The following is a 22145-nucleotide window of genomic DNA, read 5'->3' on the forward strand; positions in this document are numbered from 1 at the left end:
CCACTCGCTTGCCGCCAGCAGGACTGTCTGTGATCTTGACATAGCCTCGATCAGTGGGCGGTTGGGACACGATGCTTCTCCTTGTCACCGTTGGCAGCCGGACGCTGCCCGTCCTGCCAATCCGATAGTGGCGAAGGCCTTCCCTTCGCCGAACCGAACAGCACGCTGAGCCAGTCGCCGTCGAAGCCGAAGACTCCGCAGGAGGTTTGGATACCTCGGGTTCCCGGCACCCGGACCGCCCGGACGTGCTCCTTGACCTCTCCCATGTCGTACAAGGCGTGCAGGTCCGACCAGAGAGAGATGCTCTGCACTACGCGATCACACCAGTTGAGAATCAGGTGTACGCCGAGAAAGCCGTCGGCCTTGGCGTACACGTTGCGCTTCAACTGGCGGTGGAGCCTCCAGATCAGCAGCATGTTGGGGAAGGTGCGGCAGGCGAAGGCCGTGACGACCACAGCCCCGCCCGGCTTTTCCGGCGGGCGATACCTTTCATGAATTCGATCAGTCACTGCCACCCCATCGCCAGGTAGAGGGCCAGTCCGACCGCGACCAGGCCGGACATGAACCGCGCCGGCCGGATCAGGTTGCCGTTGATGCGATCGAAGAACCGCGGATGGGTCAGCACCAGTCCGCTGCGGTGGAACGTCAGAAGGGCGACGCCGATACCGAAGAGGGCGTTCGTCACGAGCACCGCCACCGCCACCGCTGCCGGGGGCTGGGTGAGGACGACTCCGGCCAGCCCGATCCAGATAAGGGACGTCGTCTTCTGCGTGGTGACGTACAACCCCAGGTCGTACGCCCAGACGAGACCCAACTGCCAGGGTCCCAACTGACCGGCGAACCGCTGCGGCACCTGCCGCCAGACGTGGGGAGTCCGGTTGAGGAAGTCAGCGACGCCGAAGAACACCAGCAGGACGAGCAGCGCCACCAGCCGAACCGCCTCCGGCAACAGGAGGCTGAGAAATGACAGCGCCGCCAGAGCGAGAGCGACAGTCACCGCGGAGGCGATCATCCCCACCGCGAAACCCCAGAGGAACCTGCGTCCACTCCTCCGATCGCTGTTCATCATCGGGTTGGAGACCCCAACCATGGAACGGCCTCAAGGGCTGAGCAGTTGCAACAGGGCACCCGCCCCCGCGAGCAACACCCAGATGGCCATCGTCGAATCCCGGCCTCAGGCCGACCGGGAGCTGTCGCAGTAGTACGCCGACTTGACGTTGGCGGTGCCGCTGGAGTTCTTGACCTCGCAGCATCCGCAGGTCCGGGTCGAGGTCGAGCAGTACCACGTGTAGTACCGGGGGCTGTTGATGCAGGTGCTGTACGAGACGGACGGAACGAAGGACAGGTGGCAACACCCGATGTTGTAGGTGGCGCTTGCCCGCTCCGGTGAGCCGAAGAGGACCGCCGAGGTGGCGAGAGCGCTGGCCCCGATGGTGCCCAGGAAACGCCTCCTGGGCCCGCTCGCCCGTTTCGGATCGTGCTGTTCGTGACCACTGTGCTTACGCATGTGAATCCTCTCTGTCTCGCTCGACCGGACGGTCGAGAAGCTCGTTCAACGCGGCGGCGGAGCTGAACGTGTGCGCGGTGACCAGCGCGCCGCGGTTGAAGACCAGAACGCTGGGACTGATGTCGACCGCGAGGTTCTTGGTCAGCCATTCGCCGCCCACGTCGATCGAATGCGGAAATTCGCTGATCACCGAGCTCTCCGCGACGAACTGCTGCCCGTCGGCCAACGACGGTGCCGGGACGATGACCGCGACATCGGGCGGAAGAGAGAGTTGTCCGGTGGCGCCGGCGGCGATGCGTCGGCAACTGCTGCAACTGGTGCTCAGCACGACCAACGCCGCGAATTCGCGGGTGGCGAGATGGGTGATGTCGTCCGGCCAGATCTGCGGTGCCGTGCCGAGAGCGGCGTTGTCGATGGGTGTGGCCACGTCGACCACGTCTTCCTGCGGGACCCTGGAGGACAGCTCGCCCATCATCGCGAACAGCCCGACGACCGCAACGGTGAGAACGAACAGGGCAATCGACAAGATCAGCTCGAACATCGGCTCTCCTACTGGGGGAAGGGCTGAAGGTGCCGTCGCAGCGGCCGGACGAGGTTGGCCCGCCAGCGGATCAGGTTCGCCACCAGGGCACCGATACAGGCCGCCACGATCAGGGCCGCGTTGTCGGCACGGGTGTCGGTCTGCCCGTACGCCAGCAGCGCCGATACCGCGAGCAGCACCGTGCCGAACAACAACTGCCGTATCCCGAGCGGGCGACCCTGACTGCCGCCGAAGCACCCGCAGGCCATGGTGACGCGGCGCAGGCGGGCCGTCAGCGCGAAGGCGGCGATCCCGGCACCGAGGAGCGCGGAGAGGACCAGGCCGTACGCGTCGTCCGGCATACCGACGAGGAGTAAGGCCGTCACGATCTCGCCGAAGGCAATCGCCCGGGCGGAGTGGTCCGTCCAGAGACTGTGGTTGTCGTCGATGCGAAGGGTGGCGCGCAGCGTACGTGAGAACTGCTGCGGGGCAAACAATTTGGCGCCGCCCGCGTGCAGAAAGAGCGCTGCCACCAGAATTCGAACGCCTAAGACCGCCGCTTCACTCATGGAGCGCCCCCGAAACATCGGTGCAGCTGCACGGGGATACGGACGGCAAGGGCGCCAGTACCATAAGTACATCCCCGTGTTCCAGCGATACTTCCGCATGTATCGATCTCTCGTCAAGGGTCGGCCGCCCGGCGGGTACGCTTCGAAGATCGACGTCGGCGCAGCCAGAACCGTCGTACACATGTCCTATCCACAGGTTGTGGACGGCGGAGGGTCCGATGGGTTACCAGCTCAGCGCCGTCGTCGCGGATGCCGACCTGCTCCGCGAGCAGACCGCCGAGCTGGACCACGCGGTCCTCGGCGAACTGCGCCAGGACTTCGCGCTACTGCCGGTCACCCCGCAGTTGGTGGTGGAACTGACCGGGTCACTGCCGGACTTCGCGGCGGACGATCCCAGCGCCGCGCAACCGTTCGGGCTGGTGTTGTCGCCGCCGCTGGCCGACAGGCTGGCACACTGGTCGCGGTCGGGGCCTCTGGCGTACCTGGAGGCGGAGTTCGGCGCAGGCATCGGCCGCCAGGCGGCGGCGGTGTGGCTGGGCGGCACGCTGTCCTGGGGTCCGCGATTCGACGATGTCCTCGACGCGCCCCGCACCAAGTGGCCGATCAACGAGGCGCTGCTTCAGCTCGGCGTCGAGCGGGGCGCGTGGATCGATCCGTTCGCCGAGGTCGGGTTGCATCTGGAGCGCAACACCGAGGGCTGGCTGGCCCACGGGCGGCGTCGACTCAGCGCCGACTACTGGGACGAGCTGGTCGAACAGTGGGAAAATCAGTAATCCGTCGTCGGGCAGCAACCTGAGCGGCCCCGTTCCGTTGGGGACTGGGGGATTCCATGAAATTGCGACAATTCGCGTTTATTGCCATGCTGCTGACTGCTGCCTCGATCGCGGGCAGCGGCGCGCCGTCAGCCGGCCCGATGCCGGCGCACCGGCCCGCCGGCAACGTCGAGGTCATCGACCTCAACGGTCTGCGCAACATCGAGTTCGGCGACACCGAGGCCGAGCTGACCCGCCGGGGCATCCTGCGTACCGACCTGGACGCCTGCGGACCGGTGCTCGCCGGCCACGACACGGTCAGCCCCGTCTTCGTCGAGGACAAACTGGTGCTGCTGTGGGTCGGTGACCCGATGCGGACACCGGAGGGGATAACGGTCGGCTCGCCCGTCGAGGACGTCTGGGCCCGCTACCCGTCGGTGACCCGGCTGCCCGCTCCACAGGGGACCCATCGGCTCGACGGGCTCCTTGCCCGCAGCGACGACCGCGCGTACCTGTTCCTGCACGACGGGCGCACGGTCCGAAAAACGATCGCGGGGTACGCCGACTGGGCGCGCCGCCTCTTCAACGAGGGCGCCGGCCCCTGCTGACCCGCCTCGGCCTGACCGGGCGGCCGGTCCACGTGGAACGACCGCCCGGTCAGATGTCAGCCGCGCAGCGACCGCCAGAAGTCGTACGAGTGCTCTGCCGCGAAGTCCGTGGTGCCCGACCCGCCATCGCCGGCCAGGACCCGCACGTACCCGGCACGGTCGCGCAACCGGGGCCACCCGGGCCGACCCGTCCGGGCGAAGTCGCTCCAGGCGCGGACCATCTCGCCGGAGAGCCGCCGCTGGGTGGGCGTGAGCGCCTCGGCGTAGTCGACGTCGAACAGGTACGGCAGTTCGGCGCAGTGGTACGCGCCGGTCGGGAAGGTAGGCGTCGGCCCCTCGGCGAAGAACGGCGCATCCTCGTCGGCGAACTCGTACACGTACGTCGGTACCGTCCGGGCGAACGCCAGCGCGGCCGAGTAGATCGGTTCCGCGTACGCCTGATCGGTCCACACGGCCCCCAACGCCTCGCTGGCGGAGCGCGTGTCGTCGCTCGGATAGCGGGTCAGGATCTCCTCCGCCCGGTCGCCGAACATCGTCCGTACCTGCTCGCGGTACTGGTCGTCGCTGAGCGGGCACGATTCGGGCGCCTGCCCGGGCGCGGGCGGCTCGGGGCAGTTCATCCCGCTGCGTTCCATCCCCCACACCTGGAGCGTGGACTCGTCGCGGTTCGTCCCGGTCAACACGGGCACCGGGTGTAACCGGCCACTGACCAGCGCGTCCGCCGGATCCACCGGCAGAGTGCCACCGTCGACCACCGGGCCCAGGTCGACGCCCGCGCCCGGATAGCCGACTGCGTCGACAAGCGTGGCGGAGTCCCGCCCCCGCAGGCAGGCGGCGAGCGTTGCGGGGTCGGTGCAACCCACCCGCCGGACGACCTCCCGCGCGGCCTCGACCGCCTCCGCCCGGGTCTGAACGGGGTTGGCGCACGAGTTGCTCTGCATGATCGCGCGGTGGAACAGGCCGGCGGAGCCGGGCGCGGCGAGGTGGGCGCAGACACTTGTCGCGCCGGCCGACTGGCCGGCCAGGGTGACGTTGCCCGGGTCCCCGCCGAAGGCCGTCGCGTTGCGCCGCACCCAGCGCAGCGCCGCCTGCTGGTCCTGCAACCCGTAGTTGCCGGTGGATCCGTCCGGCCCGGCCAGCGCCGGATGCGCCAGGAAGCCGAGCGCACCGAGCCGGTAGTTCACCGTGACGACGATGACGTCACCATCGGCGGCCAGTCGCTCCCCGCCGTAGGTGTCTCCTCGGCCGAACCGGAAGTCGCCGCCGTGCAGCCACACCAGCACCGGTCACGGCGTCCGGGCAGAGGTGCGCGGCGTGGTGACGTTGAGGTAGAGACAGTCCTCGGACACCGACGCGTCGTCCATCGGCAGCCCCTTCAACTGCGCGCAGGCGGGGCCGGGCCGGGTCGCGTCGCGCACGCCCGTCCACTGTGGTCCGGGTTGCGGCTGGGCCCAGCGCAGCGCGCCCAGCGGCGGACGCGCGTACGGGATGCCCTCGAACGTCAGCTGGTCCGCCGCGACGGTCCCGCGGAGGGCGCCCTGGTCGGTCCGCACCACGGCCGCGCCCTGGCGATCGGCCGCCTCGGCAGCCGGGCCGACCGCCGTCGCTGTCGTCATCAGGAGCGCGGCCGCGCCCATCGCGCCGGCCCACCGGCGGTACGGGATGCTGGTCATCAAGTCCCCAATCGTCGAATCTGGTACGCCGTACAGGCCATTTGCCGCGAGCATGTCGATTCGGCGACGCGTCGGCCAGGTAGCTCTAGTGCACCCACGAGCAGCCCTCGGGGAACGTCGACAGACGGGCTCCAGTGCTCTAGTGCGCTAGGCTTCGGCCGGCGGAAGGACGACCGTGACGGAGATCGACGGGTCCACACCCCCGTACCTGCGCATCGTCGCGGAGCTACGGCGGCGCATCGCGTCAGGTGAGCTGGGCCCCGGTGACCGGGTGCCGTCCACCCGCCAGATCGTCCGGGAATGGGGCGTCGCGATGGCGACCGCGAGCCGCGCCCTGACCGCGCTGCGGCAGGAGAACGTGATCCGGGCGGTGCCCGGCGTCGGCATGACGGTCTCCGGCTCGGAGCCTGCGGCGCCGGGTCGGAGCGGACGAGCCGAGGTGCGGCGCGGCCCGGTCCACGGGGTGACCCGAGACCAGGTGGTGCGGACAGCCATCGGGATCGCCGACTCCGAAGGGCTCGCGGGACTGAGCATGCGGCGCATCGCGACCGAGCTGGACGTGCCGACAATGTCGCTGTACCGGCAGGTCCGCGGCAAGGAGCACCTGCTCTTACTCATGGCGGACGCCGCCTTCGCCGCGCACCGGCCGCCCGGCACGCTCCCGCCCGGGTGGCGGGCCCAACTGGAGCTACTCTGCCGGCTGCAGTGGTCGATCTACTGTCGACACCCCTGGCTGACCCACGTCATCTCGTTGACCCGCCCGCTGATGGCACCACACGCCGTCGCGCACACGGAATGCGCCCTGCGCGCCCTCGCCGGGTGCGGCCTGGATCAGCACACCCAGCTACACCTGGTGGTCGCCCTGGCCAACCACGTCCGGGGCACGGCGGTGAACCTCCAGCAGGGCGCCGAGGCGGAACAGGACACCGGCCTGACCGACGACGAATGGATGGTGGCCCAGGCCGACGTGCTGGGCCGGCTGCTCGCGGCCGGCGAGTTCCCGCATCTGGCCCGGCTCTCCCGGTCGGCAATCGACCTCAACGCCGACAGCCTCTTCGAGTTCGGGCTGCAACGGCTCCTCGACGGGGTGGCGGCGCTCGTCCGACCGTGAGCGCTCAGGCCGGGTTGTCCGCCGTCGCGGAGCGCCGCGCCCCGGAGACGGCCGCGAACCCGGTGAGCGCGATCTCCGCCGTCTGCCGCAGCTCCTCCCGAGGGACCCCGGCGGCGGCGTGGATCGCCTGTCCCTCGGTGACGCTCATGACGAATCGGGCGAGCGCGGCCGGGTCGGCGTCGGCTTGCAGATCACCTTCGACGACGGCACGGGCGAACCGGTCGGCGAGTGCCCGCTCGCCGGCCAGGCGGCTCGCGGCGAGGAACTCGGCCACCGGGGCGTTCTCGCTGGAGCAGGCGGTGCCGCCCTGGATCGACAGGCAGCCGGCCGGACGGTCAGGGCGGGTCACGGCGAGCACGTTCTCGCGCAGGAGCGTGGCGACCACGTCGTAGGCGGTGGATTGGGCGATCGCGTGCCGCGCGTACCCCATGTCCTGTTCGGCATAGCGGGCCACGGCCTTGCGGAACAGCTCCTCCTTGCTCCCGAAGGCGGCGTAGAGGCTCGGTTTGTTGATGCCCATGGCGGCGGTGAGGTCGCTCATCGAGGCGCCCTCGTACCCCTGACGCCAGAACACCTCAAGCGCGCGCTCCAGCGCCTCGTCGACGTCGAAGCCGCGTGGACGCCCTCGCACTGGCACTGTCCACCACCTCCGACGGCCATCCTACCCACCGACGCAACCGATCGGTACAGAAATTTGCGGAGCAGGTCAGGACGTTGCTACGGTCGTATCCGTACCGCTCGGTACACAATCTGCGAAGGAGATCGATCGTGGGACAGCTCGACGGCAGGACCGCTCTCGTCACCGGCGGCACCACGGGCATCGGCCTGGCCACCGCCCGCCGCTTCGCGGCCGAAGGCGCGTACGTCTTCGTCACCGGTCGCCGCAAGGGCCCGCTGGACGAGGCGGTGAGCAGCATCGGCGCCAACGCGACAGGCATCGTCAGCGACGTCGGCAACCTCGACGACCTGGACCGGGTGATGCGGGCCATCGAGGAGCGCGGCGCAGGGCTGGACGTGGTGTTCGCCAACGCCGGCGGCGGCGAGTTCCGTCCGCTCGACTCGATCACGGTCGAGCACGTCGCCAACACCTTCGACACCAACGTCTACGGCACCATCTTCACTGTGCAGAAGGCGCTGCCCCTGCTCAACGAGGGTGCCTCGGTCGTGCTGACCGGCTCGACGGCGGCAGTCAGCGGCATCCCGGCCTTCGGCGTCTACGCCGCCTCCAAGGCCGCCATCCGCTCGTTCGGCCGCACCTGGGCCGTCGAGCTGATGGACCGGAAAATCCGGGTCAACACCCTCGTTCCCGGCTCCACCGAGACTCCCGGGCTCGCGGGCCTGGCACCCAGCGCCGCGGAGTCGTCCGCCCTGCTCGAGACCATCGCGTCCACCGTGCCCATGGGCCGGCTGGCCCACCCGGACGAGATCGCAAACGCGGCGCTCTTCCTCGCGTCCGACCAGAGCAGCTTCATGACCGGCAGCGAGATGTTCGTCGACGGCGGCGAAACGCAGCTCTGACGCAGGAACGCCCGGCCGATCCGCAAGGATCGACCGGGCGTTCTCGCATCTCACGAGCGGTGGCGGAGGGATTTGAACCCTCGGAGGGCGTTAACCCTCACACGCTTTCGAGGCGTGCTCCTTAGGCCACTCGGACACGCCACCGCCGACGAGGGTACAGGACCACCGGTTCGGACGCCGAACCGGTATCGCCCGAGCCGGCCTGGCAGGATCTTTGCCATGAGTACGCACATCGGCGCGAAGCCGGGCGAGATCGCCGAGCGGGTCCTGATGCCGGGCGACCCCCTGCGGGCCAAGTGGATCGCGGAGACCTACCTCGAGGGCGCGACCTGCTACTCGACGGTTCGGGGCATGCTGGGCTTCACCGGCCGTTGGAACGGTGTCGAGGTCTCCGTCCAGGGCTCCGGCATGGGCATGCCGTCGGCCTCCATCTACGCCCACGAGTTGATCAACGAGTACGGCGTTAAGACGCTGATCCGGGTCGGTTCCTGCGGTGCCCTCAGCACCGACCTGCAACTGCGCGACGTGGTCGCGGCGATCGGGTCGTCGACCGATTCGAACATGAACCGGATGCGCTTCGACGGGCTGATCGACTACGCACCGGTGGCCGACTTCGGGCTGCTGCGTACCTCGGTCGAGGTGGCCGAGCGGCGCGGCATCACGATGCACGTCGGACCGATCCTGGCGGCGGACGCCTTCTACACCGACCGGCCGGACCTCTACGACAGGCTCGCCGACTACGGGGTGCTGGCGGTGGAGATGGAGTCGGCGGCGCTCTACACGATCGCGGCCCGGTTCAAGGCACGGGCGCTGACCGTGCTGACCGTCAGCGACCACATCAAGACCGGCGAGAAGACCACGTCGGAGGAGCGGGAGCAGACCTTCAGCCAGATGGTCGAGATCGCCCTCGACACGATCATCGCCTGACGCGACCGGGGGCCGCGCGCCGCGGAGAGCGTGATGACTCACAGGCATCAAGATGCCCCAGAGTCATCACGCTCATTCGGGTGCGGACCCCGCCGGACCGCGGTACGACCACGCCGCGAGCGGCCCGGCCACGGCACGCGCGCCGCGTCAGCGGAAGAAGGCGCGCAGCACGGCGGCGGTCTCGGTTTCCAGCACACCGCCGTACACCTCGGGACGGTGGTTGAGCCGGCGGTCGCGCAGCACGTCCCGGAGCGAGCCGGCCGCGCCCGTCTTGGGTTCCCACGCGCCGAAGACGACGGTGGAGACCCGGGCCAGCACCAGCGCGCCCGCGCACATCGTGCACGGTTCCAGCGTGACCACCAGGGTGCAGCCGTCCAGCCGCCACTCGCCGGTCCGCTCGGCCCCCCGACGCAGGGCCAGCACCTCGGCGTGGGCTGTGGGGTCGCCGGTCAGCTCCCGCTCGTTGCGACCGATCGCCAACTCGGTGCCGTCCGGGCCGTAGAGGACCGCACCCACGGGAATGTCGTCGACGCCGCCGCTGGGGATCGCCGGATCGGTGACGGCGACCTCCAGGGCCCGGCGCATCCACAGCTCGTGCCGTTGCCGTCGCCCGATCTCGCCGGGGTCGGCCAGGCCCTCGTGGGCCCCCGGTCCGGCACGCCGCACCGCTCCGGGCGTCGGCTGTCCCGGCCGGATCATCTCCAGCGCGGGGTCGGTGGCATCGGCGGGCTCAGACCTCACGCAACTCCTCGACCTCGTCGACGCAGCCGAGCACCTCGCAGATCTCGGCGGTGACGTCCGCCGGCAGCATTCCGTCGTGGCCGCAGAGCGTCAGCAGCTTCTGCGCGGAGATGCCCAGGTTGGCGAGCAGATCGGCATCGCCCACCGGGTCGGCCTCCGGGTCGACGGCCGGCTGCTCGCTCTCCTCGTCGCCGCTCGTGGCGGGGCGCGGCTCGTCGTCGCCATCGAGCCCGGTCACGGACGTCTTCAGGTCACCGACCAGCAGTTGCCCGAGCCGGGACTCCTCGGCGTACGCCGAGTCCGACCCGAAGACCCGCAGGTCCTCACCCTCGTCGAGACGCAGGATCACCAGGTACGCGTCGTCGGCCTCGACGAACAGCAGCGACACCGCGGCTTCCTGGTCCACGTCGCGCAGCCGGTCGGCGACCTCGTCGATGTCGGTGGCGCCCCGCAGGTTGACCTCGGCGGCAGTCCAGCCACTGTCGTCACGCACCACGGCCGCAGCGAAGTACGACACGGTTCCCCCAAAAGCCCTCGGCACAGCGCCGACTCGTCAAGGGTGCACGTTAGCCGGTCGGGTCGGCAGGCGACCGGCCAACGCCCCGAGACGCCGGCCAAACATGACAAAGTCGAATCAGCCGACCACTCGACGGCGGGTGGCGATGAGTTGGCGTAGACGCTCGGTGCGCTGTCGCTGCGGCCGGCTGCGCTGGCGTACCGCCCGCGCGCCCGCCAACTCGGCGAGCAGCTGGAGGCGGCGGCGGTTGCGATCCGGGTCCTGCCGCGGGGTGGTCCAGGCCATAGTGCCGAGAGTGCCGAGTCTCGGCGGCCACGTCAAGACGGCGTTCGCAACGCAGTCAACCGGGCACGCGGCGCAGTCGTCGGCGGCCGATCCGGGCCGATCGGAACCCGCTCACCAGAGCGGCCAGTCGCCGCTCGTCGCCCAGCGCACCGCCACCACGGCGGCGGCGATGCTCCAGCCACCGGCGGTGACGATGGCGACTCCGGTGGCCACTCCACGATCGCCGTAACGGACCAGCACCAGTGCGGTCAGCCAGGCCAGCAGGCCGGCCACCGCCGTCCACCACGCGTAGCTGACCACGTCGGTGCCGAGGAGTCCGAACAGCAGGAGCCAGGCGGCCGCCGCTCCGCCGCCGGAGGCGACACCGCCGCCGGTGATCGGGTGCGGTTCGCGGTAGGTGGGCCTGGTCGGTGGTCCGGCCGGGAAGAGCCCCGACGGGGTACGCGACACCGGCCGCGCGGCGCCCGGCTCCGGGAAGGGGTCGGGTTGGGCGATGCTCACCGGCTGCCCTCCCTCACGCGCGTCGCTCGTACCCACGGTACCGGTCTGTCAGGATGACCGAATGCCCTCGCCGACGATCGGCCGCCGCGTGCGTCCGGCGTACCCGATCCTGTTGCTGCTCGCCCCGATGCTGGCCGCCGGCTGCGCGACGACCCGGCCCGGGGTGCCGCCGGACGGCGTCGCCGCGCCGTCGCCGTCGGCGGTCTGGGCGACCGGTGAGCAGCCGGCGGCCCCGACGGTCGCGCCGACCACGACCCGCCCGGCAAGCCCGACTCCGTCGCCGGCCAAGCCGTCGTCGAGCGCGCCCCGCGCCGGGGTCCGGCATGTCTTCCCGGTACGCGCCGGCAACGTGGACTACCACACGACGCACGGGGCGTACCCGGCGACGGACGTGTTCGCCAACTGCGGTGAGCCCTTCGTGGCGGTGACCGACGGCAAGGTGCTGGAGGTGAGTCGCGTCGACAGATACTCCAAGAGCGGGCCGCAGGGCCCGGACAACGGCGGCCTGTCGGTGTCGCTGCTCGGCGACGACGGGGTGCGCTACTACGGCTCGCACCTGAGCGTCGTCTCATCCGGGGTCGACGCGGGGGTGCGGGTTCGTGCCGGCCAGCAGCTCGGCAAGGTGGGCCGGACCGGCAACGCCAACAACGTCTGTCACGTGCACTTCGGAATCTCGCCGCCGTGCGCGGGCAAGGACGGGTGGTGGATCCGGCGGGGGGTGATCTGGCCGGCGCGCTATCTCGACTCGTGGCGGCGCGACGGCAACCGGGAACCGGCCGCCGAGGTGACCACGTGGCAGCGCGAACACGGCTGCCCGAAGGCGCCCTGACGTGGGCGCCCGGGACCCCATCGCCGACCTGCGCCGGATCGCGTTCCTGCTGGAGCGGGCGAACGAGGCCACCTACCGGGTGCGGGCCTTCCGTTCGGCGGCCAAGGCGCTGGCGGGCCTACCGGCGGCCGAGGTGGCCGAACGGGCTGGCAACGGCACGCTGACCGACCTCGCTGGCGTGGGGGACGTGACGGCCCGCTGCGTGGCGGAGTCCCTCTCCGGTGAGGAACCGGTCTATCTGCGCCGGCTGGTGGCGACCGAGGGCAGCGATCTGGATGCCGAGGCCACGGCGCTGCGCGCCGCCCTCAAGGGCGACTGCCACACCCACTCGGACTGGTCCGACGGCGGGTCGCCCATCGAGGAGATGGCGTTGGCCGCGGTGGAGTTGGGTCACGAGTACATGGTGCTGACCGACCACTCGCCGCGTCTGACCGTGGCCCGAGGGCTGACCGCCGCGCGGCTGCGGCGTCAGCTCGACCACGTGGCACAGGTCAACGCGGCACTGCCGGAGGGTTTCCGCATCCTCACCGGCATCGAGGTGGACATCCTCGCCGACGGCTCGCTCGACCAGGACGAGGAGTTGCTGGCGCGGTTGGACGTGGTGGTGGGCTCGGTGCACAGCGGCCTGAAGGACGAGCGGGCGAAGATGACCCGTCGGATGCTCACGGCGGTCGCCAACCCGCACCTGGACATCCTCGGCCACGTCACCGGCCGGATGGTGTCGTCCCGACCGGCGGGGGTGACCGGCCCGGGTGACAAGGGGCACCGGGCGCGTACCCGCGCGGAGAGCGACTTCGACGCGGACGCCGTCTTCGCCGCCTGCGCGGAGCACGACACCGCCGTCGAGATCAACTCACGGCCGGAGCGGCAGGACCCGCCGAAGCGGCTGATCCGCCGCGCCCTGGAGGCGGGTTGCCGCTTCGCGATCGACACGGACGCGCACGCCCCCGGCCAGCTCGACTGGCAGCGGTTCGGCTGCGAGCGGGCGGCGCTCTGCGGCGTCCCGGCCGACCGGGTGGTCAACACCTGGTCGGCCGAGCAACTGCTGGAGTGGACGCGCGACCGAGCCTGACCGACGGCCCGGGCTGGTCAGGGGCGTGGGGCGGGTCAGTGACGGACGGGCTCGGCGGCCGGTGCCGCGGGCGCGCCGACACCGACGACCGGACGGGACGTCCGGCGGCCGAACACACCCTGTGCGACAGCGACGCCCAGCAGCACGATCAGCGCGCCGACCGGCTGGTGCCAGTTGAGCCGCTCGTCGAGCACCACAGCGCCGATCAAGACCGCGAAGATCGGAATCAGGTACGTGACGGTGGACGCGGTGCTCGCGCCGGCCAACCTGATGTTGCGCATGTTGATGACGAAGGCGAGCCCGGTGCCGAGCGCCCCGAGGGCCAGGACGCTGAACACGACCTTCGCCGACAGCTCGGTGGGCAGCGGCGGCGCGCCCGCGACGAACGGGGTGACGATGGCAAGCTGCGCGGTCGCGAGCAGCAACTGCGCGGTGGAAAGGGACAGGCCGGAGTGCGTGCTCCCCGCGACGAACCGCTTCTGGTACGGGATGGCGACGCCGTAGCAGGCGGCCGCGCCGAAACACATCAGCTGCCCGACGAAGTGTGCTCCGCCGATGCCCTCCCAGACACCCAGCACGACGAGCACCCCGACGAATCCCAGTCCGAGACCGATCGCGCGGCGCACGGTCAACCGTTCGGTCCGGAACACCAGCACCGCGAGCGGCAGCACGATCAACGGCGTCGTGGCGTTCCAGATGCCGGCGAGCATCGACTCGACCCGCTGCTCGCCGTAACCGAAGAGGGTGAACGGCACGGCCACGCCGAACGCGGCGACGACGGCCAGGTGCGCCCACACCCGAGGCTCGCGGGGCAGCCGGTCGCGCAGCACCGCGAGGACGACCAGCAGGGTCAGCGCGCCGGCCGCGACGCGGTAGAGGGTCAGCTGCACGGGGTGCAGCTCGGCCACGCCGACCTTGATGAACAGGAAGCTGGAACCCCAGATGGCGGCGAGGGCGAAGAAACCCGGCAGCCAGGCACGCAGCGGGGACCTGTCAGGAGCGATATCGGTTGTCACCCCTGACACTCTGCCCGAGGGGTGCGACGAAGTCGCGGGACTTTTCGCTGCTTGGACACGACAAACGACGTCGACATCCGGGCCGGGTGGTCACGTAGTGTCGCAGCGTGGGACGAATTGATGAAATCGCCAACCGCTACGTGGCCGAGTGGGCTCCGCTGAGCCCGACCGGCGCTACCTACGTCGGCATCGCCGGCCACGATGACCAGCTCGACGACCTCTCACCCGCCGGGTACGAGGCGCGCGCCGACCTGACCCGCCGGACGCTCACCGAGCTGGAGGCGGCCAAGTCGGAGACCGAGGCGGAGCGCACCGCCAAGGAGGCCATGCAGGAACGGCTCGGTCTGGACCTGGCCCGCTACGAGGCCGGCGAGACGACGAGCGAAGTCAGCGTGATAACCAGCGGGCTGCACGAGATCCGCATGGTGTTCGACCTGATGCCGACCGCGACCGCCGACGAGCAGGCCAACATCGCCACCCGACTCAACGGCCTGGCCGGCGCGCTGGAGGGCTACAAGACCACGTTGCGCGAGGCGCTCGCCGACGGGCAGGTCAGCTCGAAGGTGCAGCTCGTCGAGGTGGCCAAGCAGTGCGACATCTGGACCGACCCGACCGGGGACAACTTCTTCCACGGCCTGGTCGAGCGGCTGGGCGCGGACGGAACCCTCGGCGCCGAGCTGCGCCGGGGCGCGTCGGCGGCGACCGCGGCGACCGCGGAGTTCGGCCAGTTCCTCCGGACCGAGTTGGCCCCGCACGGGCGGGACAAGCAGGCCGCCGGCCGGGAACGCTACGAACTCGCCTCGCAGTACTTCCTTGGCGCGAAGATCGACCTGGACGAGACGTACGCCTGGGGTTTCGCGGAGCTGGCCCGCCTGGAGTCGGAGATGCGGGTCGTGGCCGGGCGCATCGCGGGCTCGGGCGCGACGGTCGACGAGGCGGTGGCCACGCTCGACGCCGACCCGGCGCGGACCATCCAGGGCAAGGAGGCGTTCCGCGACTGGATGCAGGCGCTCGCCGACAAGGCCATCGCCGAGTTGCACGGCACCCACTTCGACATCCCGGAGCAGGTCCGCCGGATCGAGTGCTGCCTCGCGCCGACCAGCGACGGCGCCATCTACTACACCGGGCCGAGCGAGGACTTCTCGCGGCCGGGTCGGATGTGGTGGGCGGTGCCGCAGGGCATCACCGACTTCTCCACCTGGCGGGAGGTGACGACGGTCTACCACGAGGGCGTGCCGGGTCACCACCTCCAGGTGGCGCAGACGGCCGTCCGGGCCGACCTGCTCAACCGCTGGCAGCGGCTGCTCTGCTGGGTCTCCGGGCACGGCGAGGGCTGGGCCCTCTACGCGGAGCGGCTGATGGACGAGCTGGGTTACCTCCAGGACCCGGGCGACAAGCTGGGCATGCTCGACGGTCAGGCGATGCGCGCCGCACGGGTGATCGTCGACATCGGCATGCACCTGGAGCTGCAGATCCCCAAGGACAATCCGTTCGGCTTCCACCCGGGCGAGCGGTGGACGCCAGAGCTGGGCTGGGAGTTCATGCGGGCGCACTGCCGGGTGCCGGACGAGAACCTGCGCTTCGAGCTGAACCGCTACCTGGGCTGGCCGGGGCAGGCACCGTCGTACAAGGTCGGTGAGCGGATCTGGTTGCAGGCCCGCGAGGACGCCATGGCGCGCAAGGGTGCCGACTTCGACCTGCGGGAGTTCCACCGGCAGGCGTTGGACCTGGGCGCGCTGGGCCTCGACCCGCTGCGCAAGGCGCTGGACCGGCTCTGACCGGTACGCGTCGCGTCGGTATTCAGCCCGTGGGCGGCGTCCGGGTCCGGACGTCGCCCCACGGTGCGATCACTGCAGCGTCTGCTTGAGGCTGGGTCGGCCACTCAACGTGTCGCAGGAGATGAAGGCCAGGTCGATCTGCGGATCGGTGAAGGTGAGCGGCAGCGGCGAGGTGACCGGGATGCCGTCCGGGAGAGGCAGGTCCGGGGTCAGGGTGACCTTGATGCCCAGGAACCGGCCGACGAACCGGGTCGCGTAGAAGGTCACGTCACCGTCGATGGTGAGCTGGTCGGTCTCGCTCAACAACGAGCCGCCCGAAGGCCCCGCGACCAGCAACGCGAAGTCGCTGGTCACCGCCTTGCTCATGGTGAACTTCAGCGCCCGCATCTCGCCGTTGGCGGTACGCAACGGCTCGACCCCGCGAAACCGCAGGTTCGTCATCACCACCTTGGAGCCGGTCAGCTTCGCCGGAGTGGCGGCGACCTTGGGCATGTCCGGGTCCGCCGCCAGCTTCGGCAGCGGCTTACCGGGCTCGACGGGCGTCGGCTTGGTCGGCTTGGTGGGCTTCGGGCTGGCACAGGGGGCGTCGGGTCTCGCGGTCGGGGTGGAGCCGGGAGTGGCGCCGCCGCTACGGGTGGGAGCGGCGCTCGGGCTGGCCGACTGGCCGACTCGCGCGGCGCTGCTGGTGGGCTCGGGCGGGGCGGCGGATTCCGACTCGTCGTCGCCGCCGGTGAGCAGGTCGCCGATGCCGTCGACAATTGTGGTGAGCAGATTCCCGTCCGACTTCTCCGTCGTGGCGGTGGGGCTCGGACTCGGGCTCGGGCTGGCCGGCGAGGTGGCGGGCGTGCTGGGCCCGGCAGACGAGGTGGGCGTCGGGCAGGGGAGCCCGGCCGCTCGCACCGGCGACGCCCCGTCGACAGTCGTCAGGCCTGCGCTGGCGAGGCTCATGAGCAGCAGCGTCACCACGTACGTCTTCGGATCGCGGGCGACCGTCGACCTGGTCTGCGACGCCTCCGGCTCGACGACGGGCGGCATCTCCGTTGTGTCGCTCGCGCTCGCCTGCCGGGGCGGAGCCGACTCGCGCAACACTGCCCGCGGCTCCGGCAGGATGTCGGTGAGTGGCCCGGTGACCTCGTCCTCCCGCTGCCGGGGCGGCAGGAGTTCGTCGACGAGCGGCGGTTCGTCGACGGTCTCGCCATCTCCCGCCAGTTGGTCGTCCGGCTCCTCGGCGGCAGGGGGCGCCGCCGCGGACTTCTTGACCGGCACCCAGGCGAAGCCGAGCGCGCTACCGACCATGCCCAGCAACATGCCGATGAAGAACCCGCCGAGGTTGACTCCGATCAGCGAGTAGACCGCAGTCACGGCGCCGACGATGGCATAGAAGATCCGCTGCGCGGGGCTGAGCCACATCAGGACGCCGCAGGTGACCAGGATGGTGGGGATCAACCAGGACAGGAAGCCGGTCGGTCCCATCTGCAGGGTCAGCCCGGCCAGGCTGACCTTGGTGGTGCCGAGGATCTCCACTCCGGCCAGGATGGTGAAGAGGCCGCCCCAGAATGGCCGGGACCGCCGCCAGCGGCGGAAACCGCGCCAGGCCTGACCGACACGGCCGGGCTGCGCGCGATGAGTGGCGGTCGACACGTACGTCCTCCTGGGGTGAAAGGGGTGGGCAGGACCGAGGCTCGCGAGAGGCGCCCCTCGCGAGCCTCGGCGGCGTCAGCTCAGAAGCATTCCTTGGCCTCGGCGCCGACGTTGACCTTCAACTTGAGGCCGGTAAGCGTGAAGGTGCCGGCGGTGGTGTAGCGGGCAACCTGCTCAAGGCCCTTGATGTTCACGTGCGTGGCGTCCTGACCGAAGGAGCCGGCCGGAGCCGGGCCGAGGTCACTGGCGTCCTTACCGATGTTGATGTTGGTGAACTCGGCGTCGCCCTCGAGCGACTCCATCGCGATCAGCAGGTTCTTGGCGACGGCCTCCTTGCCGGGGCCGCCGTCGCCGGCGTTGATGGTCAGCACGATCTTGGGCAGACCGGGCACGGAGGCGTCGACCGACTGGCACAGCTTGGTCAGGTGAGCCTCGCCGATCTCCGACATGGCCACCGGGACGATCTTGCCGTCCTTGGTGGTCACCACGCCGCCGTACTGCTTGAAGCCGTCCCCGTCGAGCTCGGAGGCGGAGATCTTGAACGGCTTGCCGGCGACGGTGATGTTGGCGGCGATGGCGCCGTTGGCCATACCGAAGACGATGCCGCCGGCAGCGACCGCAGCGGGAACCATCATGGCGGCGAAGCGACGCCAGCGGGTGCCACCCTGCGCCTGACGGGTTTCCGAATCCTTCACGGGTCCTCCTCGAACCGGGGGTCACCGATCGCAGTCGCGATTCGGGACTACGGGAAAGCACGTGGCCGCTGCGGCCCGCTCCGGGGGATGGTCGACGGATCGCGCAGTGTGCGGATTGGATGTTCTCGCGAAGCGACGTACCTCACAAGGGCGCTGCTACTGGCCGGTAACTCCAGCTCCACGTCAAGATCGTCGAACGTCACCGTCAGTCAGACCTGGACCGCTCCGCCCCGGGCCACAAGCCACCGAAATTGGGAAGAATGCCCGCAAGATTTTCACCGCACGTAGTGGCGGCACAGCGTTGTTACAGTTACGTAACGCCGGGCTGAAAAGCCACTGAAGATGATGCGTTGCTCATCCGTACGGCTGAGCCGGCAACGTCACCGCGCCTCGGCGAGCCAATCGTCCAGCAGGCGGTGATCTATCGAGTCCACCCGACCGAGCCGGCGACCTGCCGCGACCCGCGCCCGCAGTTCCTCGCGGGTGAACCAGCGCGCCTCCAGCAGCTCCACGCCGTCCACGCGTACCTCGTCGGAGGTCGCGGTGGCCCGGAAGCCCACCATCATCCCGGCGGGGAACGGCCAAGCCTGCGACCCCTGGTAGGCCACGTCGGTGACGGTGATCCCGGCCTCCTCGGCCATCTCCCGCCGGACCGCGTCCTCCAGACTCTCGCCGACCTCGACGAAGCCCGCCAACGTCGAGTACGAGTCCTCGGCCGCGCCCGCGTGCCGAGCCAGCAGGCAACGCTCCGGCGATCCGGGCGCCTCGACCAACACGATGATCGCCGGTTCGATGCGGGGGAACAGCAGGCGACCACACTCCGCGCCGGAACACGTCCGCACGTGGCCGCCACCGCCGGCGACGGCCGCCGCACCGCAGGTGCCGCAGTAACGCTGCTGCCGGTGCCAGTGCAACAACCCTCGCGCGTACGCCTGGATCGCCGCGCCGGCCGGGTCGAGTCGCCCGACCAGCGCCCGCACGTCGACGGCCCGCGCTGCCCCCGACATCTCGACGGCGGTGTGCTCACCGAGCCCGGACAGGTCCACGGCGAACACCGCGACGTCTCCGTCGAGCCCCAGGAAGACGGTCTCGCCAGCGGCCGAACGCACCAGGGACGCGCGGTCGGCCGTCAACCGGACCGGACCGTCGCCGTCGACGAGGCAGCGGTCCCGCCACAGCGGCAGCACCACCGTCGTCGGGTCGGCCAGCAACTCGTCCAGTCGGGCCGGGTCGGTACGCAGCCCGGCCGCCCGGTCCAACGAACCGCCGCCGTACGCCAACACCCGCTCCGCAGCGTCCACCCCGCCACCGTGCCACGCTCGCCGCCCAGCGCCGGCACCGACCCCACTCTCCCCTGACTCGCCGGGCGACACGCGGTGGCGACACCGGGCGAGCGCAGACCGGTTGACGGCCGGGCATTGGTTACCGTGGTGTCTTCGGGAGTAGGGACCCCCGCGGCACCTGGCGATCGAGGTTGCAGTGACGCTGTACGGCGACAAACGTCCACCCGCCGACGACCGACCCACCGTGCAGGTCACGGCGGTCACCTGGCCGGACGACGAGCCGGAGGCGGTCACACCGGCCACGGCCACGAGCGAGCCGGACAACGGCGGCCGCCGTCCACACCGCGCACGGATGCTGATCGGCGCGAGCATCACCGGCGGTGTCCTCGCCGCCGTGGCGGGCGCTGGCGCCTGGGCGTACGCCGGGGATGTGCCCCGGGGCACCAACGTACTCGGCGCCGAGCTGGGTGGCAGAAGCCGCAGCGCGGCCGACCGGGAGTTGCGAGCGGAGCTGGATCGGCGGGCGGCAGCCCTCGCCGCGCCCCTGCGGATCACGGTCGGGGAGCGCACCGCCGAGATCAAACCCGCCGACGTGGGGCTCGCGGTCGACGTGGCGGCCACCGTGGCGGCAGCAGCCGAGGCCGAGGCGCATCCGGTCAGTCGGCTGGTCGGCTCCCGCACCGTCGATCCGGTGGTCACCATCGACGCGGACCGTCTGGACGCGGCGCTGCGCACGGTACTCGGCGACCAGGTCCGTCCGATGACGATGCCGGCCATCACCTACATGGGCACCACCCCCAAGGTGGTACGCCCCCAGCCGGGCCTCGCGTTCGACCCGGAGCGTTCGGCCGACGCCGTCCGGACCGGCTGGCTGGCCGGCACTCCGGTCACCCTGCCACTCGTGGTGAGCGAGCCGGCGACCACCGTCGAAGAGCTGGACCGACTGGTCGCCGAACTGGCCAAGCCCGCCGTGTCCGCACCGGTGACCCTGCGCACCGACCGGGGCTCGGTGCAGGTGCCGCCGGCCGCCATCGCGAAGAGCCTCCGGTTCAACGCCGACAAGGCCGGCAAGCTCACCCCGGCCGTCGACGTCAAGCGGCTCCGGGCAGTCCTCGGTGACGATCTGAACGCGATCGAGGTGCCGCCGAAGGACGCGACGATGACCATCGCCGGCGGCCGTCCCAGGGTCGTCGACGGGCGGCCCGGCCAGCAGCTCGACACCGCCACCCTGGAACGCGAACTGTTGGCGGTGCTGCCCAGGACCGACAGACGAGAGGTGGCCGGAGAGCTGAAGACGACGCCGCCGGAGGTGACCGCGGAGAAGCTGGCAGGTCTGGGCATCAAGGAACGGGTCTCCACCTTCACCACACGGTTCACCGGCGGGATGGCGTCACCGCGCAGCCAGAACATCGCCACCGTCGCCAAGAAGGTGGACGGTACGGTCGTGCTGCCGGGCAGGACGTTCTCGTTGAACGGGCACACCGGCGAGCGCGGCTACGCGCAGGGCTACCGGGACGCGCCGGTCATCCTGGACGGCAAGCTGGTGCCGGGCGTCGGGGGCGGCACCTCACAGTTCACGACGACGCTCTTCAACGCCGCCTACTACGCGGGCCTGGAGGACGTCGAGCACAAGCCTCACTCGTACTGGTTCGACAGGTACCCGGCCGTCATCGAGTCGACCATCTTCTGGCCGAGCCTGGACTTGAAGTTCCGCAACAACACCGAGTACGGCCTGCTCATCGACTCGTCGTACACGTCGAGTTCGGTGACCGTCGCCATCTGGAGCACGAAAATCTACGACAGCGTGAAGACGGAGTACGGTCAGCGCCGCAACACCACCACGCCGAAGCGCATCCACCTCGAACCCGGTCCGAAGTGCATACCCAGCAACGGCATCAACGGCTTCACCCAGGACGCCTTCCGGGTCATCAAGAAGGGCGGCGCGGTGGTCAGGCGGGAGAAGTTCACCTGGCGCTATGACGCTGAGCCCCGCTACGTCTGCGGTCCCAAGCTGTCCTGAGCGCGCTCGTCGGTGTCGTCGGCTGACGGCCTGGGCGTCATTCGCTCCTCCTGCACACGGATCTCGGTCCGGTACCGGGTCGCCGCGGGATGCCACATCTCCTCGAACGGCCCCATGACCTCGCCCCCGACACCGCGGCGGCGGCCACGAATCCCCAACCGCTCCCACCCCCACCACCTCATGGTTGATCATGAAGTTATTGCGGCGACACGCCGACAACGGTGGCAATAACTTCATGATCAACAGGGGATGGGGTTGGGCAGGTGGGGGTGTGGGGGAAATGCACATGCAGATAGGGCCACCCCTCTTCAGGGGTGGCCCTATCTGGAAGATTGTCCGGCGGTGTCCTACTCTCCCACACCCTCACGAGTGCAGTACCATCGGCGCTGGAGGGCTTAGCTTCCGGGTTCGGAATGTGACCGGGCGTTTCCCCTCCGCCATGACCGCCGTAACTCTATGAACATATCAAACAAACCCGGGCACATAACACGGGTGTTCGCTTGTTCAGAGTTGCACAGTGGACGCGTAGCAGCTTAGTAGTCAAGTCCTCGGCCTATTAGTACCGGTCAACTGAACCCGTTA

Annotated in this window: 22 protein-coding genes, 1 tRNA gene, 1 rRNA gene and 2 pseudogenes; 9 read left to right on the forward strand and 17 right to left on the reverse strand. The window is 70.2% G+C overall.

Annotated elements, in window-relative coordinates; all coding sequences use genetic code 11:
* Window positions 1-50 precede the first annotated feature (50 nt).
* The 5 genes from ABZV06_RS14865 to ABZV06_RS14885 form a co-directional block, all read right to left on the reverse strand.
* A complete protein-coding gene (locus ABZV06_RS14865; protein WP_355621637.1) occupies window positions 51-509 on the reverse strand; it encodes a hypothetical protein in 459 nt (152 codons plus the stop codon).
* Window positions 506-1018, reverse strand: a complete 513-nt coding sequence (locus tag ABZV06_RS14870; RefSeq protein WP_355621640.1) for a hypothetical protein — start codon at window positions 1016-1018, stop codon at window positions 506-508. The genes ABZV06_RS14865 and ABZV06_RS14870 overlap by 4 nt, the downstream gene beginning before the upstream one ends.
* Before the next feature lie 156 nt (window positions 1019-1174).
* On the reverse strand, window positions 1175-1507 hold the full coding sequence (locus ABZV06_RS14875) for a hypothetical protein (RefSeq protein WP_355238780.1): 333 nt from the start codon (window positions 1505-1507) through the stop codon (window positions 1175-1177).
* Window positions 1500-2048 carry a hypothetical protein gene (locus tag ABZV06_RS14880; protein ID WP_355238783.1) on the reverse strand — a complete coding sequence of 183 codons (549 nt, stop codon included), beginning with the start codon at window positions 2046-2048 and terminating at the stop codon, window positions 1500-1502. Before ABZV06_RS14880 ends, ABZV06_RS14875 begins: the two co-directional genes overlap by 8 nt.
* 8 nt (window positions 2049-2056) lie before the next feature.
* Window positions 2057-2596, reverse strand: coding sequence for a MauE/DoxX family redox-associated membrane protein (locus ABZV06_RS14885; RefSeq protein WP_355621642.1), 540 nt, complete (start codon window positions 2594-2596; stop codon window positions 2057-2059).
* Window positions 2597-2814: 218 nt separating this feature from the next.
* Between ABZV06_RS14885 and ABZV06_RS14890 the strand changes: the two genes are divergently transcribed.
* Window positions 2815-3369 carry a hypothetical protein gene (locus tag ABZV06_RS14890; RefSeq protein ID WP_355621645.1) on the forward strand — a complete coding sequence of 185 codons (555 nt, stop codon included), beginning with the start codon at window positions 2815-2817 and terminating at the stop codon, window positions 3367-3369.
* Between the two features lie 92 nt (window positions 3370-3461).
* Complete coding sequence (locus tag ABZV06_RS14895) at window positions 3462-3956, forward strand: hypothetical protein (protein WP_355621672.1); 495 nt, start codon at window positions 3462-3464, stop codon at window positions 3954-3956.
* A gap of 56 nt (window positions 3957-4012) precedes the next feature.
* On the opposite strand, the pseudogene ABZV06_RS14900 reads toward ABZV06_RS14895, so the two are convergent.
* A pseudogene (locus ABZV06_RS14900) lies at window positions 4013-5683 on the reverse strand (carboxylesterase/lipase family protein).
* Window positions 5684-5804: 121 nt separating this feature from the next.
* Between ABZV06_RS14900 and ABZV06_RS14905 the strand changes: the two are divergent.
* A complete protein-coding gene (locus ABZV06_RS14905) occupies window positions 5805-6740 on the forward strand; it encodes a TetR/AcrR family transcriptional regulator C-terminal domain-containing protein (RefSeq protein ID WP_355621648.1) in 936 nt (311 codons plus the stop codon).
* A 4-nt stretch (window positions 6741-6744) separates the two neighbouring features.
* On the opposite strand, the gene ABZV06_RS14910 is transcribed toward ABZV06_RS14905, so the two are convergent.
* Complete coding sequence (locus ABZV06_RS14910; protein WP_355238792.1) at window positions 6745-7377, reverse strand: TetR/AcrR family transcriptional regulator; 633 nt, start codon at window positions 7375-7377, stop codon at window positions 6745-6747.
* A gap of 131 nt (window positions 7378-7508) precedes the next feature.
* Here ABZV06_RS14910 and ABZV06_RS14915 point away from each other — a divergent pair, with 131 nt between their 5' ends.
* Window positions 7509-8258: an SDR family oxidoreductase gene (locus ABZV06_RS14915; protein WP_355621651.1), complete on the forward strand. Its 750-nt coding sequence runs from the start codon at window positions 7509-7511 to the stop codon at window positions 8256-8258.
* Between the two features lie 57 nt (window positions 8259-8315).
* Here the strand turns inward: ABZV06_RS14915 and ABZV06_RS14920 are convergent.
* Window positions 8316-8402: transfer RNA gene (locus tag ABZV06_RS14920), tRNA-Ser, on the reverse strand.
* 75 nt (window positions 8403-8477) lie between these two features.
* On the opposite strand from ABZV06_RS14920, the gene deoD reads away from it, so the two are divergent.
* Window positions 8478-9185: a purine-nucleoside phosphorylase gene (deoD, locus tag ABZV06_RS14925; RefSeq protein ID WP_355238798.1), complete on the forward strand. Its 708-nt coding sequence runs from the start codon at window positions 8478-8480 to the stop codon at window positions 9183-9185.
* A gap of 147 nt (window positions 9186-9332) precedes the next feature.
* On the opposite strand, the gene ABZV06_RS14930 is transcribed toward deoD, so the two are convergent.
* The 4 genes from ABZV06_RS14930 to ABZV06_RS14945 form a co-directional block, all read right to left on the reverse strand.
* A complete protein-coding gene (locus ABZV06_RS14930; RefSeq protein ID WP_355621675.1) occupies window positions 9333-9884 on the reverse strand; it encodes a nucleoside deaminase in 552 nt (183 codons plus the stop codon).
* A gap of 31 nt (window positions 9885-9915) precedes the next feature.
* Window positions 9916-10443 (reverse strand): tRNA adenosine deaminase-associated protein, encoded by a 528-nt coding sequence (locus ABZV06_RS14935; RefSeq protein ID WP_355238801.1) that lies wholly within the window; start codon window positions 10441-10443, stop codon window positions 9916-9918.
* A gap of 117 nt (window positions 10444-10560) precedes the next feature.
* On the reverse strand, window positions 10561-10728 hold the full coding sequence (locus tag ABZV06_RS14940) for a hypothetical protein (RefSeq protein ID WP_167362451.1): 168 nt from the start codon (window positions 10726-10728) through the stop codon (window positions 10561-10563).
* A 111-nt stretch (window positions 10729-10839) separates the two neighbouring features.
* Complete coding sequence (locus ABZV06_RS14945; RefSeq protein ID WP_355621678.1) at window positions 10840-11223, reverse strand: hypothetical protein; 384 nt, start codon at window positions 11221-11223, stop codon at window positions 10840-10842.
* A gap of 67 nt (window positions 11224-11290) precedes the next feature.
* On the opposite strand from ABZV06_RS14945, the gene ABZV06_RS14950 reads away from it, so the two are divergent.
* Both ABZV06_RS14950 and ABZV06_RS14955 read left to right on the forward strand, forming a co-directional pair.
* Window positions 11291-12058, forward strand: coding sequence for a peptidoglycan DD-metalloendopeptidase family protein (locus ABZV06_RS14950; protein ID WP_355238805.1), 768 nt, complete (start codon window positions 11291-11293; stop codon window positions 12056-12058).
* A 1-nt stretch (window position 12059) separates the two neighbouring features.
* Window positions 12060-13130, forward strand: coding sequence for a PHP domain-containing protein (locus ABZV06_RS14955; RefSeq protein WP_355238809.1), 1071 nt, complete (start codon window positions 12060-12062; stop codon window positions 13128-13130).
* Here the strand turns inward: ABZV06_RS14955 and ABZV06_RS14960 are convergent.
* Window positions 13013-14146 (reverse strand): annotated as a pseudogene (locus tag ABZV06_RS14960) (DMT family transporter); the annotation flags it as partial. The gene ABZV06_RS14955 and the pseudogene ABZV06_RS14960 sit on opposite strands and share 118 nt — an antisense overlap.
* A gap of 107 nt (window positions 14147-14253) precedes the next feature.
* Here ABZV06_RS14960 and ABZV06_RS14965 point away from each other — a divergent pair.
* Window positions 14254-15924: a DUF885 domain-containing protein gene (locus tag ABZV06_RS14965; protein WP_355238811.1), complete on the forward strand. Its 1671-nt coding sequence runs from the start codon at window positions 14254-14256 to the stop codon at window positions 15922-15924.
* Between the two features lie 69 nt (window positions 15925-15993).
* Here the strand turns inward: ABZV06_RS14965 and ABZV06_RS14970 are convergent, their stop codons facing one another.
* From ABZV06_RS14970 to nudC, 3 genes are all read right to left on the reverse strand, one after another.
* A complete protein-coding gene (locus ABZV06_RS14970) occupies window positions 15994-17565 on the reverse strand; it encodes a DUF6114 domain-containing protein (protein WP_355621654.1) in 1572 nt (523 codons plus the stop codon).
* An 80-nt stretch (window positions 17566-17645) separates the two neighbouring features.
* Window positions 17646-18200 (reverse strand): DUF6230 family protein, encoded by a 555-nt coding sequence (locus tag ABZV06_RS14975; protein WP_355621681.1) that lies wholly within the window; start codon window positions 18198-18200, stop codon window positions 17646-17648.
* A gap of 440 nt (window positions 18201-18640) precedes the next feature.
* A complete protein-coding gene (nudC, locus tag ABZV06_RS14980) occupies window positions 18641-19561 on the reverse strand; it encodes an NAD(+) diphosphatase (protein WP_355621657.1) in 921 nt (306 codons plus the stop codon).
* 178 nt (window positions 19562-19739) lie between these two features.
* On the opposite strand from nudC, the gene ABZV06_RS14985 reads away from it, so the two are divergent.
* Window positions 19740-21563: a VanW family protein gene (locus ABZV06_RS14985; protein WP_355621660.1), complete on the forward strand. Its 1824-nt coding sequence runs from the start codon at window positions 19740-19742 to the stop codon at window positions 21561-21563.
* A 334-nt stretch (window positions 21564-21897) separates the two neighbouring features.
* Here the strand turns inward: ABZV06_RS14985 and rrf are convergent.
* Window positions 21898-22014, reverse strand: a 5S ribosomal RNA gene (rrf, locus tag ABZV06_RS14990).
* Between the last annotated feature and the right edge of the window lie 131 nt (window positions 22015-22145).

Source organism: Micromonospora sp. NPDC005172 (assembly GCF_040608555.1).
GTDB lineage: Bacteria > Actinomycetota > Actinomycetes > Mycobacteriales > Micromonosporaceae > Micromonospora.